Here is a 17,681-nt window from a genome sequence, read left to right as displayed (position 1 = left end):
AACCCCGGTCACTACACTCGCCACGGACACCAACGACGACGCGAGGAAAGGAGCCCGGCCGTGCGTCACAACTTCGGCACCGCCGTCATTCCCGCGTCGCGCTACGAGGTGATCCTGGTGTCTTCGGCGTCCCGGTGCCGGCTGCGCGGCCGCCACTGGTCGACGCCCTGACGTAACGACACGGGGCGAAATCGCGCTGTCCTGTTCCACGATTCCCGAAAGGGTCATGGGCCGTGCGCGCTCAAGTCTTCAACCCTCTGACCACCGTACGTAACATCGGCATCCTCGCCCACGTCGACGCCGGCAAGACCACCGTCACCGAGCGGATGCTGTACCTGTCGGGCGCCACCTACAAGCGCGGCGAGGTGCACGACGGCACGACCGTCACCGACTTCGACTCCCAGGAGCGCGACCGTGGCATCACCATCTTCGCCGCCGCGGTGAGCTGCGACTGGGACGGGCACCGGATCAACCTGATCGACACCCCGGGACACGTCGACTTCTCCGACGAGGTGGAGCGTTCGCTGCGGGTGCTCGACGGCGCGATCGCGGTGTTCGACGGCGTCGCTGGGGTCGAGCCGCAGAGCGAGTCCGTGTGGCGGCGGGCCGACCGGTACGGCGTCCCGCGCGTCGCGTTCGTCAACAAGCTGGACCGCGCGGGCGCCGACCTCGACGCCGCCGTCGAGTCGATCCGCCGGCGGCTGCATCCGGCTCCGTTGGTGGTGCAAATGCCGATCGGTCGTGAGGACGAATTCAGCGGCGTGGTCGACCTGGTCGGCATGCGGGCGCTCGTGTGGGGCGACCGGCTGGTGGACGGGCCGGTGCCCGATGACCTGCTCGGCGAGGCGCGGCGGCGCCGGCGGACGCTGGAGGAGGCGGTGGCCGAGCTGCATCCGGGCGCGCTGGAGGAGTTCTGCGCCGAACCGTCGATCTCCGCCGCGACGCTGGCCGCCGCGCTGCGCGACCTGACCCGTACCGGCGAGGGCCTGGTGGTGCTGTGCGGTTCCGCCTACCGCGATCGCGGGGTCGAGCCGCTGCTGGACGCCGTCGTGCGCTACCTGCCCTCGCCGCTGGACGTGCCGGCGGTGCGCGGGCAGGAGGGCGAGGTCCGGGCGGCCGACCCGGAGGCGCCGCTGGCCGCGCTGGTGTTCAAGGTGAGCTCGACGGCCACCGGGCGGCTGACGTACGTGCGGATCTACGCGGGGACGATGCGGAAGGGGGACACGGTGCTGGACACCGGCACAGGACGTAATGAGCGGATCGGCCGCATTCTGCGTGTCCAGGCCGACCGGCACACCGAGGTGGACCGGGCGGTGGCCGGGGACATCGTCGCGGTGGTCGGCCCGAAGGGGGCCCGTACCGGGACGACCCTGTGCGCGCCGCAGGCTCCGCTGCTGCTGGAGCCCCCGAACGCGACCGAACCGGTCGTGTCGGTGGCCGTCGAGGCGCGCAGGAGCACCGACGGCGACCGGCTGGCGACGGCGCTGGCGCGGCTGGCCGAGGAGGACCCCTCGCTGACCGTACGGTCCGACGCCGAGACCGGGCAGACCCTGCTGTCCGGGATGGGCGAGCTGCACCTGGAGGTGGCGGCGGAGAAGCTGCGCCGCGACCACGGGCTGGAGGTCGGCGTGGGCCGGCCGCAGGTCTCGCTTCGGGAGACGGTCGGGCGCGGGGTGTCGGGGCTGCTGTACCGGCACGTCAAGCAGGACGGCGGCGCCGGGCAGTACGCCCACGTGGTGCTCGACGTCGAACCGCTGGCGGAGGGCTTCGCGTTCGCCTCCACGGTCACGGGCGGCCGGGTGCCGCGCGAGTACGTGCGGGCGGTCGAGGCCGGCTGCCGCGACGCGCTGTCGGACGGCCCGCTCGGCGGTCATCCGGTGACGGGCCTGAAGGTCACGCTGACCGACGGGGCCACGCACAGCAAGGACTCCTCGGACCTGGCGTTCCGGACGGCCGGCCGGCTCGGGCTGCGCGAGGCGCTGCGTGCCTGCGCGATGGTGCTGCTGGAGCCGGTGGTGGAGGTCACGGTCACCGTGCCGGACGACATGGCCGGCGGGGTGCTGGGCGACCTGGCCGCCCGGCGCGGCCGCGTCTCGGGCTCGGTGGCGCGGGCCGGCACGGTGGTGATCACCGCCGTGGTGCCGCTGGCCGAGGTGTTCGGGTACGCGACCGGGCTGCGCAGCCGTACGCAGGGCCGGGGCACGTTCACCACCCGGCCCGCCGGGTACGCGCCGGCGAGGTAGCGGCGTCAGGTGGTGAAGGAGATCCACACGTCCGGCGGCGAGTCGGGCCGGCCGGGCACGGGCCTGCGCTCCTCGGTCCACTCGTCGCCGGCGATCTCGGTGGCGACGCGCCGCCAGAAGGCCACCGCCCCGGCGTTGGCGTCCTGGAAGGCGACCTGCCACGCGCCGGGGTGCCGCGCCACCACCTTCTCGACGGCGCGCGCCCCGATGCCGGACCGGCGCGCGCCGCGTACCACGAAGAAGCTGTTGAGCACGCGGACCGGGCCGTCCAGGCCGCGGACGAACGCGAACCCGGCCGGGTGGTCGCCGCTGGTCATGAGGTAGGCCGCCCAGCCGGGGTCTTGGAAGGCCGATGCGAGGCGTTCGCTCCTGAAGGTGGCGTCGGAGTTGGGGAGCCGTCCCTGGAACTCGGACATGTCGTGCTGGAACATGAGCCAGAGCCGCTCCACGGCGGGCCGGTCGGCGGCGAGGGCAGGGCGTACGAAGACGTGATCAGTCATGAAAAAAGCCTCCCGGCGCGAACCGGGAGGCTGAAGTGTGGTCACATTTTAGCGCACGGCCACGATCCGGTAGACCGCGCCGGGCCGGGCCTGGAACGTCACGGTGTCCCCGTCGCGGGTGTGCACGACCGGCCCGCCGCGCTCGCCCGTGATGCGGACGCCGCCGCGGAAGGCGGCGTTGCGGACCTCGACCGGGCCGGACTTTCCGGCGGTCAGCCGGGCCTCCGACAGCCGCCCCGAGGCCCAGGTCAGGTCCACCGTGTGGGCACCGCGGGCGCGCAGGCCCGACACGCGGCCGTCCGCCCATGACGCGGGCAGCGCCGGCAGCAGGTCGACCGTGCCGAGGTGGCTCTGCAGCAGCATCTCGGTCATGCCGGAGGTCGCGCCGAAGTTCCCGTCGATCTGGAACGGCGGGTGCGTGTCCCACAGGTTGGCCAGCGTGCTGGTCTGGAGCTGGTCGCTCAGCAGCTTGTGCGCGCGATCGCCGTCGAGCAGCCGCGCCCAGAAGTTGATCTTCCACGCCTTGCTCCAGCCGGTGCCTGCGTCGGTCCTGGCGTTGAGCGAGACCTTGGCCGCCTGCGCCAGCTCCGGCGTCGTGCGCGGCGAGATCTGCCGTCCCGGATGCACCGCGAACAGGTGGGAGACGTGCCGGTGGGTCTCCGCCGGGTCGTCGATGTCCTCCTTCCACTCCTGGAGCTGGCCCCACTTGCCGACGCGCAGCCCGGGGTCGAGTCGCGCGAGGACCCGGGCGGCCCGCGTGGCGTACTCGCCGTCGCCGACCAGCCCGGCGGCCTCGCGCAGGTCGGTGAACAGCGCCCAGAGGATCTGCTGCGACATCGCCGCGCCCGCCGTCGTCGGGCCGATCTCCGGCGAGCGGCTGGGGATGGCGACGAGCCTGCCGTCCCGGGGGTCGGTCTGGAGGAAGTCGAGCCAGAACTGCGCGGCCTCCTTCATGACGGGGTACGCGGTCCGCTTCAGGTAGTTCTCGTCGAGGGTGAACCGGTAGTGGTCGTAGAGCTGCAGGGACAGCCAGGCGCCCGACTCGGGGAAGAAGTAGGCCGGGTGGTCCCAGGCTCCGGTGTGGCCGAAGATGTTCGAGGCGTGGTGGGCGACCCAGCCGTCCGCCCCGTACATCTGCCCGGCGGTGACCCGGCCGGGTTCGCGCAGCCCGCCGACGTAGGCGTGCAGGGGCTGGGCCAGTTCGGCCAGGCCGGTCATCTCGGCGGGCCAGTAGTTCATCTGCAGGTTGATGTTGAGGTGGTAGTCCGACTGCCACGGCGGGGCCTCGGAGACGTTCCACACGCCCTGGAGGTTGGCCGGGAGGGATCCGGGGCGGGAGGAGGCGATGAGCAGGTAGCGGCCGTACTGGTAGAAGAGCTGTTCGAGCGCCCGGTCGGCGGCCGGCGCGGCGTCCTTGCCGTAGCGGGCGAGGAGGTCGTCGGTGGGGTCGCCGGGCAGGCTGCCGCCGAGGTCGAGCCGCACCCGGTCGAACAGCCGGCCGTGGTCGGTCAGGTGCCCGTGGCGCAGCCGGGCGTAGCCCAGGGCCGCGGCCGCGTCGACTCGCGCCGTGAGGGCGGCGTGCGGGTCGTCGCCCTTGTACGCCGGATAGTCGGCGGCGTAGTCGGTGCCGGTGCCGAGGATGAGGAGCGCCGAGTCTGCGCCGGTCAGCGTGACGGTGCCGTCGGGGTTGTCGGTCCTGGTGCCGCCCTGGCCGAGCACCCGCACCTGGGCCTCGTACCTCATTCCGTTACTGGTCAGGGCGCCCTTGACGGTGGCCCGGCCGCCGGCGGCCGTCGCGGTGGCCGAGCGGTTGGCCGGTACGGCGATCCCGGCGGTGAACGTCAGCCCGCCGGGCCGGTCGGCGGCGAGCCTGGCCACGATCACGCCGGCGGGCGCGGAGGCGAAGTACTCGCGGGTGTGGCGGACGCCGCCGGCGGTGAAGGACACGCCCGCGACGCCGCGTGCGATGTCGAGCTCCCTGCGGTAGTCGGCGGGCGCTCCGGTGAGGCCGGGGAAGGTGAGGCGCAGGTCGCCGAAGCTCTGGTAGGCGCCGAACCGGCGGTGGCGCGGCGTGTCGGACTTGAGGCCGAGCGAGGCGAGGACGTCGTTGGGCGAGATGCCGCCCTCGTTCCAGATCCGCTGCCTGATCGCCTCCAGGGCGCCCGGTCTCGGGGCGTCCCAGTTGCCGTAGGTGTAGTCGGCGACGCCGGGCCCGCCGGTCCACAGGGTCTTGTCGTTGAACTGCAGCCGCTCGGCCTGGACGCCGCCGAACACGGTGGCGCCCATGGCGCCGTTGCCGATGGGCAGCGAGCGTTCCTCCCAGCCGGCGTTCGTGTCGGGGGCCGGCTCGTCGTACCACAGCGTGTACGGCTTGGCCGCGCTCTGCGCCGTGGCCGCCGGGACGACCGTGAGGGCCGCGCCGAGCACGAGGACGATCGGCCCTGCCAGTAACCGCTTCTTCATCAAGGATGCACCTATACATCGGAGGTATGAGAACAGTTAAGGTCGGAGGTCTAGCGGTCGCAGGTCGTGATCCCCGAACGCCATCGGCAGGCGATCGCCGCGTAGCCGCCCTCGCCGGGCACCGCCACCGTCAGCCGCCCTCGGGGGCCGTCGACGACGTGGCTCTCGCGTACCAGGCCGTCCTGGCCGTCGCGGACGACCTCGACCAGCCATCGGCCGCGCAGCATGCTCAGGGGGACGTCGAGCGTGCGCGCGGCGCCCGAGATCCCGGCCCCCACGAACCACCGGTCTCCGCTCCTGCGGGCCAGCACCACGTGGTCGGCGGGGCGGCCGGACAGCAGCCGCGTCTCGTCCCAGGCGGTGGGCACCTGTTCGAGGAAGCGCTCGGCCTGCGGCCTGGCCCGGTAGGACTCGACGGTGCCGGCCAGGTTCTGCAGGCCGGACTCGTACGAGACGGAAAGGCCCAGTTCGTGCGCGTCGGAGGTGGGCCGCGACGGCCGGTGGAAGGCCATCGGCGTGTAGTCCATCGAGCCGACCACGTTCCTGGTGAAGGGCAGGGTCGTCAGGTGGGCGGTGGTGAGCGTGCGCTTCTCGCCGCCGTGCACGCCCTCCATGGTCATCACGTGCGGCCAGGTGCGCTGGATGCCCTTGGGGAGCGTGGAGCCGTGGAAGTTGACCATGAGCCGGTTCGCGGCGGTGGCGGGCAGGATCTCGTCGTACCAGCGCAGCCGCTCCTGCGACTCGGCGTCCATGAAGTCGATCTTGACGCCGCGCACGCCCCAGCGGTTCAGGGTGGGCAGCCACAGGGCGCGTTCCTCGGGGGTGTCGAGGTCGCGGAAGTGGATCCAGACGTGGATCCCGACGCCCTTGGCGCGCGCGTACTCGACGAGCTGCGGGATCCAGCTCGTGGCCGGCCAGTCGGGGTCGGTGACGTCCCACTGGTCTCTGAGGAAGTACCAGCCGGCGTCCACGGCCACGTACGGCCAGCGGCGCTCGGCGGCGTAGTCCACGAACGCCTGCTGGGCCGCGAGGCTCTGGCCCGCCTCCCTGCCGCCGGCCAGCCAGGTCCACAGCACCTGGCCGGGGTCGATCCAGGAGGTGTCGCGGACCTTGGAATCGGGGGCGAGGTCGTCCGCCAGCGTGGACGCGGTCACCGTGGCCAGGTCACCGGCGATCATCACCCGCCACGGGGTCTCCAGCGGCCCGGACACCTCGACCCGCTCGTCCCAGAGCCGCAGCGCGTACGTGGCGGAGCCCTCCTCATGGGCCAGGCGGGGCCCGGAGTAGCGGCCGTCGAGGTCCGATTCGGTGATCAGGACGTGGCCGCCGCCGGTCTCGAAGAGGGCGGGCACCATGAAGTCGGCCGTGGGCGCGGCGGCGGCGGTGTGCTGCTCGAACGGGTTCTCGTAGTCGCGCCGGTGCCGGGCCAGCCAGGCGGTGGCGTCCTGGGGCAGGGTGAACGCGGACGTCTCACGCAGGACGGCGCCCTGGTCGCCGGGCAGCCGGTAGCGGTAGGCGACGCCGTCGCGCGCGACCCTGACCACCACGTCGAGCCGGGCGCCGCCGGCGCCCGAGAAGGCGAACGTGGCCTCGCGCATGAGCGCCGACCTGTCGAGCCGCTTGCCGGCCGCGGTGCGGTAGCGCTCGGTCACCAGGCGGTCGCGCCGGTGCAGGAACCGCAGCCCCTGGGACAGGTCGGCCCGCTCGGCGACGATGCCGAGCGGGCCGGGTTGCAGGACGGTGGCGCCGTGGCGGGTCACGGCGAAGGTCAGGGTGCCCGCCGACGGGTCGAGCGCGAGCTCCGCCGCCGGCCCGCCGGGAAGGCCGGAGATCCGCCAGCTACCCGGCGCGGCCTGCGCCGGGACGGCGGGCGTCAATAAGAGGGACAGGATCAGGACGGCGCAGAGACGTACGGCGAGGGCCATGGGGACTCCTGCGGGCCACATACATCGGATGTGTTTCCGGATGGTAACCCGTCAAGTTCCCCATGACCAGCGCCGAGATCGGATCTGTCAAGGCGTGACCGCGGCGCCGGTGACCGCGGCCGACCAGTACACTCCCCTCGCCACCTGCGCGAACAGTCCCTTGGGATGGTTGCGGAACATCGGCTCGGTGCCGAACAGCACGACGGCCGCGCCCGCCTCGTCCCGGCCGCTGACCACGGCCGCCCTGCCTCGGGCCGCCTCCGGGCCGCCGGTGCCGTCCTCGTTGGGGCGCCAGTGGCCGGAGACCAGCGGGCCGGTGGTGGCGTACGACTGCTCGGCCGTGACGCCCGCGCCCAGCCCGGTGAACCAGCGGGGCGAGTACACGAACGCGTGCTCGGGCGAGCCGGGTCCGACGGGGCCGTTGCCGGCGACCGTGCGGACCACGCCGTTGGCGTCCGGGTTGCCGGCCACCGGGGTGACGGAGAGCAGGCCGGCGGCGGTGTTGAAGGCCGCGCCCGTCGCGCCGCGGCCGATCACGCCGCCGGTGGCGAGGAACGCGGTGAGCGCCGTCCTGGCCGCCGGGTTGAGCGCGGCGTGGCTGAGGCCGCTGGAGACGTACAGGACGTCGGTGCCGCTCCAGTCGAAGCCCGCGTTGAGCACGGCGGTGGAGACCGGGGTGACGGCGAAGCCCAGCTCGCGCAGCGTGAACAGCTCGTCGGCGGACGCGGCGGCGGCGATGCGGACCGGGGCGAGCCTGGCCCCGGCCGTGGTGCCCGCCACCGTGAAGGCGACGCCGTAGCGGTCGGCGACCGTCCTGGCCGCCGCTCTGGCGGCGGACGGGACGATCGCCGTGCCGCCGCCCCACGTCACCTCGACGCCCTGGGCCAGCAGCGCGTTGAGCGCCATGACCTCCTTGGCGTCGGTCACCTTGAGCGCCAGCGCGCCGCGGCCGTCGGGGACCGAGCCGGTGGGCGCGGCGGCCTGCACCGGCGACGTCCGTACGGACACCGCGTCGGCGGTCGCCACGGTGGCGCCCCAGAGCAGGCCGAGGCTCCAGCCGGAGATGTCGTACATGGTGCCCACCTTGGGCGAGATGTCGGCGCCGGGCTCCAGCAGGACGTTGGCCAGGCCGCGTTTGGGCTGGCGCATGTCGACGACATAGGAGCCCGCCGGGTACGACGCGGCGCCCGCCCGGAACGGATGCTCGGCCCGCCCGACCCGGACGTCGTTCGCGACCAGGTGGTCCACCAGGCGGGCGGCGGCCGTCGCGGAGCGCTGACCGGTGCCCGCGGGGATGACGTACGCGCCGGGGAAGGTGGTGTTGTAGACGTCCTCGGGGCCGAAGCCGGGCACGATGCCGAGCGGGACGACCTTCGACGGCTCACCGGCCGAACCGCGCCTGAACACCTCGATCTGGTCGGCGATCAGCCGGTCGTGCCGGTCGCGCACGAAGCCGTAGGTCGCCCGGATCGCGGCGGCGGCCACGTCGGTGTTGATCGCCGAACGACGGCGCAGCTCGGTGACCGGCAGGTTGGTGTAGTCGGCGCCGTTGACCCGCAGCGGGATCTCCACGGTGTGCGCGGCGACCGTGCCGTGGAACGGCGCGTACTGCGGGGTGAAGATCGGCGGCCAGTCGTCCCAGCCCTCCTCGGAGTCGCGGAACGGGATCTGGACCGGCTCCACGCCGTCCTTCTCCGGGGTGTAGCCCAGCCCGTTGACCGCGGCCTCCATGTTCAGGCCGTTGGCGTAGGTGTTGGTGATGAACAGGTCGTACTCGTAATTGGCGCCGTGCGGCGGGGTGGTCGGCTCGATGAGCGTGCCGTTGACGTAGCCGTGCAGGTCGAGCATGGCGACGGGCTGGGTGTCGATCATCACCTGGCGCATGGCGCGCACCTCGGACTGCGAGGCGGTGACGAAGTCGCGGTTGAGGTCGAACCCGGCGCCGTTCTGGCGCACGCCGTTGACCCGGCCGTCGGGGTTGGCGGTGATGTTGAAGTACAGCCTGGTGCGCTTGAGCAGGTCGGTGACCGCCGGATCGGTGCTGGTGGCGAGGTGCTCGATGGTGCGCAGGGCGGCGTCGGTGCCCTCCCACTCGTTGCCGTGGATGTTGCCGTTGATGAAGATCGGCGCCTTGTACCGCTTGATCAGCTCGGGGTCGTGGGCGGCGGCGGCCGGCTCGTTCTCGATGCGGGCGCGCAGGCGCGCCTGCTCGCGCACCTCGACGTGCGTCTCGGGCGCGGTGACGGTGACGAGGTAGAGGTCGCGGCCCTGGTACGAGCTGCCGATGATCTCGGCGCTCACCCGGTCGCCGCGCCCCAGCAGGTCGTTGAGCCGGGGCGCGATGCCGTGGTACGGCACCAGCCCGAGCTTGATGGAGGCGTCGGCCGGGTTCTCCGGAGGCACCGGCAGCCGTGTGCGCCGGGGATAGCCCTGGTCGGAGGACACCCCGGTGACGGCCCGCGGGGCGCCGGACCGTTCCGGCGCCCCGGCGGCGACCTCGTTCCGCTCGGGACCGTTGCCGGAGTCGCGTACGGCGGGAGGCGGCGGTTCTGGGCGGGCGGCCTGCGCGGCCTGCGGGATGACGAGCAGCGCGGCGGCGACGGCCACGCCGAGGAGGGCGGTGGGCAAGCGCAAGACGGCCTCCAGCCGAAAGTCGCGAATCAGGGTCCGGGGCGGCCGGGCGCGGGCCCGGCCGCCTGCGAGATCACTCCGGGGTCACGGTGCCCGGTAAGAGGCGGCGATGCCGATCAGCGAGATCAGGCCGGTGGCGAACTCCATCGCCTCCGCGTGGCCCTCGTTGAACGGCGGCTGGAAGCCCACGGCCTGCCAGGTACGGGTCTGCGGGTTCCACAGGTCGGCGCCGACCTCGAAGTCCCAGCCGTAGATGCCGTGGTCGTACCAGAGCTCGTCGGCGGAGTTGCCGGCCGCCGAGTACAGCACGTCGGTCACCGGTCCGGTCTGCTGCGGCCAGATGACGGTGCCCCGCTCGGCGGCGATGGCCTGCTCGATGGTGCGGGCCGAGCGCATGAAGTACTCCAGCTGCTGCTGGCTCGGCCGGGGCAGGGTGACGCGGCCGTCGAGCTTGTACGCCCCGGGCGGCCACATGAAGTAGCCGCCGTAGCTGTGCACGTTCATGGCGAACCGGATGTTGGGGTACCGCTGCGCCAGCCAGATGACGTTGCGGCTCTCGGGCTCGGAGTGCTCGGCGGGACCGGCGTACGTGCCGCTCACGCAGTTGGCCGAGGCGCCGAAGTAGCCGTCGGACAGCGAGCCCACGGCGTAGTTGCGGTTGACGTCCACGCCCCACGTGTTGCGCTGCGCGGGGTCGGACTGCTGCGGCGGGCAGTGGTTGGTCATGTTCTTACGCTGGGAGTTGAAGTCGTAGAAGCTGTAGTTCGCGCCGTCGGGGTTGACGGTCGGCACGATGAAGATGTCCGTGCGGTCCAGCAGCCGTCGGGTGGCGGCGTCGGTGGCGTGGTTGCGCAGCAGCCGCTCGGCGGCCTCGATGGTGACCAGCGGCGTCACCCATTCCCTGGCGTGCTCCTGGGCGTAGGCGAGCACACCGGTACGCGAGCCGTTGCGGTGCGCGCCGATGCGCAGCGCCAGGACCTGCGCGGGCGCGCGGGAGACGTCGGGCGGGGCGTTGAGGAAGTCGTCGAGCTGCGTCAGCGGGGCCGGCACCATGACGCCCGCGCCCGGGTCCGTGCGGTAGACGGACGCCTTGACGGGCAGGCCGGGCGTGGCGTTGATCGCGGCGGCGACCTGGGCGGCGGTGCTGACGCGCGCGCCGGAGGCGTTGGTGGCCAGGCTGACGGTGATCTGCTTGCCGTTGAGCGTCACGCGCAGCGGGCTGGCGGGCGTGGCGGGGACGACGAGCTCGACGGCCAGGTCGTTGCCGCCTTCGGAGCCGTAGGCGTTGGAGGTGACGACGACCGCCGCGCCGGGCGGGGTGCCGATCAGGGCCTGGGCGTGACGCCGGTAGCCGTTGGTCTTGTACGGCAGCTCGATCAGGTCGGTGAGCCCGGGATAGCGCTGGTGCAGCGCCTTGATGCGCTCGTTGAGCTGGGCCGGCGGCATGTACTGGGTGATGAAGTTCTTCTGGTAGCCGGGCCCGGTGGCGTCGGGCTGCTCGCCGTCCGGCCATTCCTTCGTGTTCGCCCGGGTCTCGGCGCCGCTGGAGGAGGTGACGGTGACCTTCACCGCGCGTTCGCCGGTGAAGATGGGGGTGGCGAGCTGGTGGCCCAGATACTTGCCCGCGTCGACGTACGCGATCATCTGCGCCTGCCCGGTGGCGCCGCCGGCGCCGGTCCACGTGACGGTGAGCGTGGCGGCCTGGGCGCCGCCGCTGAACGCCTCGACCGACAGGAAGTGGCCGTCGCGCGACTTGTACCAGACGGCCCGCTCGATGACGACCTGCCGGTCGCGGGTGATGCCCGGCTCCGGCGTGGCCGGGGGCGGGGACTGCGGGGCGAGCCTGGCGCCGAGCGGGCGCAGGGCGTCGAGCTGGCTCGGGGTGACGACCGCGTCGATCTGGATGCTGCCGTCGGGCTGGGGGCGTACCCGTTCGGTGAGGTCGGCTCCCGCGGCGACCAGGCGTTCCAGCGCGGCCTGGTCGGGCACGCTGAGCGTGACCAGCGAGGCCGGCTCCGGGTCGGACGGTCCCGCGACCGCCGGCGCGGACGGTTGCGCTCCCGTGAACGCCGTGACCACGATCAACAGAACAACTGCGGACGCCCGTAAACCACGCATCGGCCCCTCCTGGATCTTCCGTATGGGGCTCATTGAATGCCCGTCACCGACGAACGGGCAAGACCCAGGAGCCTCAGGACGCCGTCACGTGCGGCACCGCCTCGTACATCGCCCAGTCGGCGCTGATCGCACCCGCCGTCTTCAGCAGCAGCGGCAGATGCTCCTCGGTCAGCTTTTCGAGCGAGGTCTCGGCGGCGTGGGCGTTGACGTTGACGGCCGCGATGACGTTGCCGAGCCCGTCGCGCAGCGGCGCCGCCACGGAGCGGATGCCCAGCGCGAGCTGCTCGTCGGTGATCGCCCAGCCCTTGGCCCTGACCCCGCGCAGCACCGTCTCGCGCTCCTTGGCGTCGGGCCGCCAGCGCGGCTCGATGCCCGAGCGGCTCGGCTCGGCCAGGACCCGCTCCACCTCGGCCGGGGACAGCGCGGCCAGCAGCACCTTGCCCAGGGAGGTCTGCAGCGCGGGGAACCGGGTGCCGATCTGCACCGACAGCGCCACGATCTTGGGCACCGAGACCCGGGCGACGTAGACGATGTCGGAGCCGTCGAGCTGCGCGATCGACGACGACTCGCGCGTCTGCGTGACCAGCCGTTCCAGGTGCGGCCGGGCGACCTCCCACAGGCTCATGGAGCGTACGTAGGAGACGCCCAGCTCCAGCACCCGCGGCGTGAGGGCGAACCCGTTCCGTTCCGACCTGGCGTAACCGAGCTCCTGGAGGGTGAGCAGGATGCGGCGGGCCGTCGGGCGGGCCAGCCCGGCGGCGGCCGCCACCTCGGTCAGGGACATGACCGGGCGTCCCGGCTGGAAGGCCCTGATGACGTCGAGGCCGCGGGCCAGCGCCTCGATGAAGTCAGGTCCGGTGTCACCGCGTGCCATGGACGCCCTCACTCGCTCGGATCTCTTTCGATCCAGACTCTAGACGGTCACCCGTCCGTACAGCGGCCTCTCAGAGCCGGTGCGTGGCGTCACTGCGGAAGTCGGTGTACGTGTACGGATTGTCGAGGATCTTCGTCGCCGGGACGTCCGGGTTCATGCCGTTCGCCCACTCCTCCTCGCCCATCTCGCCCCTGAGGTACTCGACGGTGCGGTCGGCCTGGGCGCGTGCGGCGGCCAGGTCGATGCCCACCAGGCGGTGCTCGTGCTTGACCACGCGCCCGTTGACCAGCACGGTGTGCACGTCGCCGCGCTGCGCCTGGAACGCCACGTGCCCGAACGGGTTGAGCAGCGGGAACGACACCGGCGACGCGTCGTTCTTAATGAGCACCAGGTCGGCCTTCTTGCCCGGCTCGATCGTGCCGAGGTCGTCGCGGCCGAGCGCGGCGGCGCCGCCCCGGGTGGCCCAGTGCACGACCTGGTCGGAGCGGAGCGCGCAGTGCGTGACCGTCTCGCCCTTGGCGTGCGCCTCCAGGTGCTCGCGGGAGCGGTCGGCGCCGAGGGTGGTGCGCATGGCGGAGAACAGGTCGCCGCTCCACCAGACGCTGGTGTCCATGGACAGCGAGACCGGGATGCCGTGCGCGCGGACGGCCCAGGTGGGCGGGTAGCCCTGGCCGGCGCTCTGCTCGCTCTCCGTCGAGACCGAGATGGAGCCGCCGGTGGCCGCGATGCGGTGGTAGGAGTCGGCCGACAGCGAGGCGGCGTGCACGTAGACGGTGCCGGGGGTCATGAAGCCGTGCTCGTACATGATCCGGATGCCGTCGTCGCTGGTCGCGCCCCACACGCCCGCGTGGGTGGTGACCGCCACGCCGAGGTCGCGGGCCACCTCGAAGGCGGGCCGCTCGGGGAAGGACGGGTCGCCGAGCACGTCGAAGGCGAGCTGGAAGCCGAGCATGTCGTCGCCGGCGATCCGGCGGCGGACGAAGTCGCGGAACTCCGGCGCGGTCGTCCACTCGGCGGGCGGCTGCTGGATGTTGCCGTAGGCGAGGACGTGCCGGCCAGGGACCGCCTCCAGCGCGTCGGCGGCGGCGTCGGCGTGGTCGGGGGTGCGCAGGCCGTGCGACCAGTCGACGACCGTCGTGACCCCGGCGTCCAGGGCCTCGATGGCGGCCAGCGTGTTGCCCGCGTGCACGTCCTCGGGGCGGAAGAGCTTGCCGTGCTTGAGGTAGAACCAGACGAAGTATTGGGTGAGCGTCCAGTCGGCGCCGTAGCCGCGGACCGCGGTCTGCCACATGTGCCGGTGGGTGTCGATCATGCCGGGCATGACGATGCCGCCGGAGGCGTCGATCTCTTTGGTGCCCTCGGGGACCTCCAGGGCGGGGCCGACGGCGGTGATCCGGTCGGCGGTGACGAGGACGTCCGTGCCGGGCAGCACCCGGCGGCCGTCCATGGGCAGCACCGTACCGCCGCGCAGCACCACGGGGCGTCCGGGCTCGAACTCGTTCATGGCACGCTCCTCATTCGCGAACAATCGTCCGCTCTACGGTCACCGTCACTGTGATGAGCGCGCGAGTCGCTGTCAAGGTGGTTGACGAGGCGGCCTCGCGGTGCTGGGATCTGATCAGCGGACAGTCGTCCGCTGAACGGACGCGAGGATGGAGCCGGATGACTGACACAGGACCGGGCGGGCCGCTGTCCGGTGTGCTGGTGGCCGACTTCTCCAGGATCCTGGCCGGGCCGTACGCCACGATGCTGCTGGCGGACCTGGGGGCCGACGTGGTCAAGGTGGAGGGACCCGCCGGGGACGACACCCGGTCGTGGACGCCGCCCGCGCGGGGCGAGGTGTCCACCTACTACCTGGGGGTCAACCGGGGCAAACGGTCGATCGCGCTCGACCTGCGAGACTCGGCCGACGCGGAGCTGGCCAGGGAGCTGGCCCGGCGGGCCGACGTGCTGGTGGAGAACTTCCGGCCGGGCGGGCTGGCCAAGTACGGGCTCGACTACGCCGCCGTCAGCGGGTTCAACCCCGGGGTCGTGTACGCCTCGATCAGCGGGTTCGGGGCGGGGGCCGGGGCGCGGGTGCCCGGTTACGACCTGATGGTGCAGGCCATGTCGGGGCTGATGAGCCTGACCGGGGAGCCGGACGGGCCGCCGTACCGGGCCGGGATCTCGGTGTTCGACGTGATGGCGGGCAACCACGCGGTGATCGGGGTGCTGGCCGCGCTGCGGCACCGGGACGCGACCGGGCGGGGGCAGCACGTCGAGGTGAACCTGCTGTCGTCGGCGCTGACGGGGCTGGTCAACCAGAGTTCGGCGTACGTGGCGGGGGGTGTGGTGCCTTTCCGGATGGGGAACGCGCATCCGAGCGTGTTTCCGTACGAGCCGTTGCCGACGGCCGACCATGAGTTGATCGTGGCCGCGGCCAACGACGGACAGTTCCGGAAATTGTGTGACGTGCTGGGCATTCCCGACGTGGCCGATGACCCACGCTTCGCCCGGAACGCCGACCGGACCGCGAACCGGGACGAGCTGCGGCCGATCCTGGTCGGGCGGCTGGCCCTGCGGACGGCCGACGAGTGGTTCGAGCTGCTGGTGGACGCCGGGGTGCCGAGCGGGCCGATCAACACCATCGATGGCGGGTTCGCGGTGGCGGAGCGGCTCGGGCTCGATCCGGTCGTGGTGGTGGGCGAGGGCGAGCGGGCGGTGCCGACGACGCGGCACCCGATCCGGCTGTCCGAGACGCCCGCCGGGTACGCCCTGCCGCCGCCCGAGCTGGACGAGCACGGCGTTGAGCTGCGGAAGTGGCTGGAGGGCGGCCGTGACTGAACACCCTGAAGCGCCTCTGGGGGCGCCCTCCCCCATGACGTACCCGACCGCGCTGGGGGCCTCCTCCCCCACGGCGATCACCCTGCTGGGGCGTGACCTGGCCACGGACGTGATGGGCGAGGTGGGGTTCGGCGAGCTGGCGTTCTGGCTGGCCACGCAGCGCCGCCCCGCGCCCGGTGAAGTGCGGGTGTTCGAGGCGGTGCTGGCGGCGCTGGCCGATCACGGGTTCACGCCGACGGCGATCGTGACGCGGCTGACGTACCTGTCGGCGCCGGACTCCGTACAGGGGGCATTGGCCGCCGGGCTGCTCGGCGGCGGGTCCCGCTTTCTCGGCGTCACCGAGGACTGCGGCCGGTTCCTGCACGAGGTGGTCGCCGCGCACGATCCGCTGCCGTGCGACGACGCCGGCTGGGACGCGCTCGCCCTGGAGACCGTGCGGGCGCGGCGGGAGACCCGGGGGCTGATTCCCGGGCTCGGCCACCACGTGCACAAGGACGGCGACCCGCGCACGGCCCGCCTGTTCGAGATCGCGGCCGAGGAAGGGCTGTTCGGGCCGCATCTGTCGCTGTTCGCCGCCGTCGGGCGCGTGCACCCGGCCGTGCTCGGCCGGACGCTGCCGCTCAACGGGGCCGGGGCCTGCGGGGCCGCGCTGGCCGATCTGGGGCTGCCGCTGGAGCTGCTGCGCGGGTTCGCGCTGCTGGCCAGGACGGCGGGGCTGATCGGGCAGCTCGCCGAGGAGCTGCGGCGGCCCGTGGCCAACGAGATCTTCCTGTCGGTGGACCTGAACAACCGGTCCGTCCCGCCCGAGCCGTACGCCGATGGAGGCACGCATGGCTGAACTCGTCGCGGTCATCGCATCCACCCACCACCCCTTCTACCTTCGCGCCAGCACCGCCACCGGCGAGGACCGGCCGCCGTTCGCCGACGAGTGGGTGCGCAAGGTGGAGGCGTTCAGGGAGACGCTGACCAGGGCGCGGCCCGACGTGCTGGTCATGGTCGGCTCCGACCACTTCCACCAGTTGTGGCTGGACAACATGCCGCAGTTCCTGGTCGGCAAGGCGCCCTTCTACGACGCGAACTTCTACAACGAGGAGCGCGAGTTCGGGCTGCCGCGGATGTTGTTCAAGGGGCAGGATGACCTGTCCTCGTACATTCTGCGCGAAGGGCTGGACGCCGGGTTCGACCTGGCCTTCTCCAACGAGTTACGGATCGACCACTCGATCACCTGCCCGATCATCACCCTGCGGCCGCAGAACGACCTGCCGATCGTGCCCGTCTACACCAACATCTTCGCCCCGCCGCTGCCCCGGCCGAAGCGGTTCGTGCAGCTCGGGCGTACGATCAGGCAGCTCGTCGAGTCCTGGCCCTCCTCGCAGCGCGTCGCCGTCATCGGCACCGGGCACCTGTCGCTCGAACTCGGCGGCCCGCGCCAGTTCGGCGCCCACGGGCCCGACCCGGAGTTCGACCGCAAGGCCGTGGAGTGGATCTCCTCCGGGGACATCGAGGGCTGCCTGGCCGAGGTGACCCTGGACAGCCTGCACCTGCCCGGCAACGCGACCCATGGGTTCATGGACTTCATGCTGATGATGGGGGTGGCGGGCGAGGGCCGGAAGGCCGATTACGTGGACACGTACGACCTGTTCCACACCATGGAGGCATATTTCACCTGGTATCCGGATGGAGGCGGCCGGTCGTGAGCAAATACCTGCTGAACAAGTTCCTGTTCACCGTCGACCGCGACCCGGACCTGGTCGAACGCTACCGCTCCGAGCCGCGGGCGACGGTGGAGTGGTGGGAGTCCACGTACGCCAACCGGATCCTGGGGTGCCATTCGGGCGAGTCGTCCACCTGGCTGCGGTTCGACGATGACGAACGGGAGGCGCTGGCGGCGCACGACTATCCGCGGCTGTTCGAGCTGGGGGCGCACCCGTTCCTGACGCTGACGCTCTTCATCGCGATGTTCGAACGGGATCATCCGCCGTTGGGGTTTCAGCTGGAGTATGCGGGGCGGCTGGCGCACATGCGGTTGCCCTATCCGGACATCGCCACCTGATGACCACCTCTCCTGCTCACGACCCGGATCCCGACCGCCCGACCTCCGGCC

The 17,681-nt window shown here is 72.3% G+C and carries 12 protein-coding genes; 5 read left to right on the top strand and 7 right to left on the bottom strand.

Annotated features, from left to right (window positions below):
* Positions 1-233: 233 nt before the first annotated feature.
* A complete protein-coding gene (fusA, locus tag C4V41_RS49825; RefSeq protein ID WP_103963098.1) occupies positions 234-2,243 on the top strand; it encodes an elongation factor G in 2,010 nt (669 codons plus the stop codon).
* Between the two features lie 5 nt (positions 2,244-2,248).
* Here fusA and C4V41_RS49820 read toward each other — a convergent pair whose 3' ends face one another.
* The 7 genes from C4V41_RS49820 to C4V41_RS49790 all read right to left on the bottom strand — a co-directional run bounded on the left by C4V41_RS49820 (position 2,249) and on the right by C4V41_RS49790 (position 14,258).
* Positions 2,249-2,743: a GNAT family N-acetyltransferase gene (locus C4V41_RS49820; RefSeq protein ID WP_103963097.1), complete on the bottom strand. Its 495-nt coding sequence runs from the start codon at positions 2,741-2,743 to the stop codon at positions 2,249-2,251.
* 48 nt (positions 2,744-2,791) lie between these two features.
* Positions 2,792-5,206 carry a glycoside hydrolase family 95 protein gene (locus tag C4V41_RS49815; RefSeq protein ID WP_103963096.1) on the bottom strand — a complete coding sequence of 805 codons (2,415 nt, stop codon included), beginning with the start codon at positions 5,204-5,206 and terminating at the stop codon, positions 2,792-2,794.
* Positions 5,207-5,256: 50 nt separating this feature from the next.
* Positions 5,257-7,131: a glycoside hydrolase family 97 protein gene (locus C4V41_RS49810; RefSeq protein ID WP_200824779.1), complete on the bottom strand. Its 1,875-nt coding sequence runs from the start codon at positions 7,129-7,131 to the stop codon at positions 5,257-5,259.
* 87 nt (positions 7,132-7,218) lie between these two features.
* Entirely contained in the window at positions 7,219-9,765 is a 2,547-nt protein-coding gene (locus C4V41_RS49805) for a M14 family zinc carboxypeptidase (protein WP_235030882.1), read from the bottom strand.
* Between the two features lie 81 nt (positions 9,766-9,846).
* Positions 9,847-11,880 carry a M14 family zinc carboxypeptidase gene (locus tag C4V41_RS49800; protein WP_146104090.1) on the bottom strand — a complete coding sequence of 678 codons (2,034 nt, stop codon included), beginning with the start codon at positions 11,878-11,880 and terminating at the stop codon, positions 9,847-9,849.
* Positions 11,881-11,953: 73 nt separating this feature from the next.
* Positions 11,954-12,754 (bottom strand): IclR family transcriptional regulator domain-containing protein, encoded by an 801-nt coding sequence (locus C4V41_RS49795; protein ID WP_103963092.1) that lies wholly within the window; start codon positions 12,752-12,754, stop codon positions 11,954-11,956.
* A 70-nt stretch (positions 12,755-12,824) separates the two neighbouring features.
* On the bottom strand, positions 12,825-14,258 hold the full coding sequence (locus tag C4V41_RS49790; RefSeq protein WP_103963091.1) for an amidohydrolase family protein: 1,434 nt from the start codon (positions 14,256-14,258) through the stop codon (positions 12,825-12,827).
* A 158-nt stretch (positions 14,259-14,416) separates the two neighbouring features.
* Here C4V41_RS49790 and C4V41_RS49785 point away from each other — a divergent pair, with 158 nt between their 5' ends.
* From C4V41_RS49785 to C4V41_RS49770, 4 genes are read left to right on the top strand one after another with little or no spacing between them, the layout of a single operon-like run.
* On the top strand, positions 14,417-15,577 hold the full coding sequence (locus tag C4V41_RS49785) for a CaiB/BaiF CoA transferase family protein (protein WP_103963090.1): 1,161 nt from the start codon (positions 14,417-14,419) through the stop codon (positions 15,575-15,577).
* Positions 15,570-16,415, top strand: coding sequence for a citryl-CoA lyase (locus C4V41_RS49780; protein WP_235030881.1), 846 nt, complete (start codon positions 15,570-15,572; stop codon positions 16,413-16,415). Before C4V41_RS49785 ends, C4V41_RS49780 begins: the two co-directional genes overlap by 8 nt.
* Positions 16,408-17,274 carry a DODA-type extradiol aromatic ring-opening family dioxygenase gene (locus C4V41_RS49775; RefSeq protein WP_103963088.1) on the top strand — a complete coding sequence of 289 codons (867 nt, stop codon included), beginning with the start codon at positions 16,408-16,410 and terminating at the stop codon, positions 17,272-17,274. Before C4V41_RS49780 ends, C4V41_RS49775 begins: the two co-directional genes overlap by 8 nt.
* A complete protein-coding gene (locus tag C4V41_RS49770) occupies positions 17,271-17,630 on the top strand; it encodes a hypothetical protein (RefSeq protein ID WP_103963087.1) in 360 nt (119 codons plus the stop codon). The genes C4V41_RS49775 and C4V41_RS49770 overlap by 4 nt, the downstream gene beginning before the upstream one ends.
* Positions 17,631-17,681: the final 51 nt, after the last annotated feature.

This window comes from Nonomuraea solani, assembly GCF_900108335.1.
Taxonomy (GTDB): domain Bacteria; phylum Actinomycetota; class Actinomycetes; order Streptosporangiales; family Streptosporangiaceae; genus Nonomuraea; species Nonomuraea solani.
Note: the sequence above shows the minus strand (reverse complement) of the source record. Positions and strands in the feature narration are given on the sequence as shown.

What these genes read in the sequence shown, in the direction of transcription:
- C4V41_RS49815 (WP_103963096.1), bottom strand. Translation starts at nt 5,206, where the DNA reads ATGAAGAAGCGGTTACTGGCAGGGCCGATCGTCCTCGTGCTCGGCGCG.
- C4V41_RS49795 (WP_103963092.1), bottom strand. Translation starts at nt 12,754, where the DNA reads ATGGCACGCGGTGACACCGGACCTGACTTCATCGAGGCGCTGGCCCGC.
- C4V41_RS49810 (WP_200824779.1), bottom strand. Translation starts at nt 7,131, where the DNA reads ATGGCCCTCGCCGTACGTCTCTGCGCCGTCCTGATCCTGTCCCTCTTA.
- C4V41_RS49820 (WP_103963097.1), bottom strand. Translation starts at nt 2,743, where the DNA reads ATGACTGATCACGTCTTCGTACGCCCTGCCCTCGCCGCCGACCGGCCC.
- C4V41_RS49775 (WP_103963088.1), top strand. Translation starts at nt 16,408, where the DNA reads ATGGCTGAACTCGTCGCGGTCATCGCATCCACCCACCACCCCTTCTAC.
- C4V41_RS49785 (WP_103963090.1), top strand. Translation starts at nt 14,417, where the DNA reads ATGACTGACACAGGACCGGGCGGGCCGCTGTCCGGTGTGCTGGTGGCC.
- C4V41_RS49790 (WP_103963091.1), bottom strand. Translation starts at nt 14,258, where the DNA reads ATGAACGAGTTCGAGCCCGGACGCCCCGTGGTGCTGCGCGGCGGTACG.
- C4V41_RS49800 (WP_146104090.1), bottom strand. Translation starts at nt 11,880, where the DNA reads ATGCGTGGTTTACGGGCGTCCGCAGTTGTTCTGTTGATCGTGGTCACG.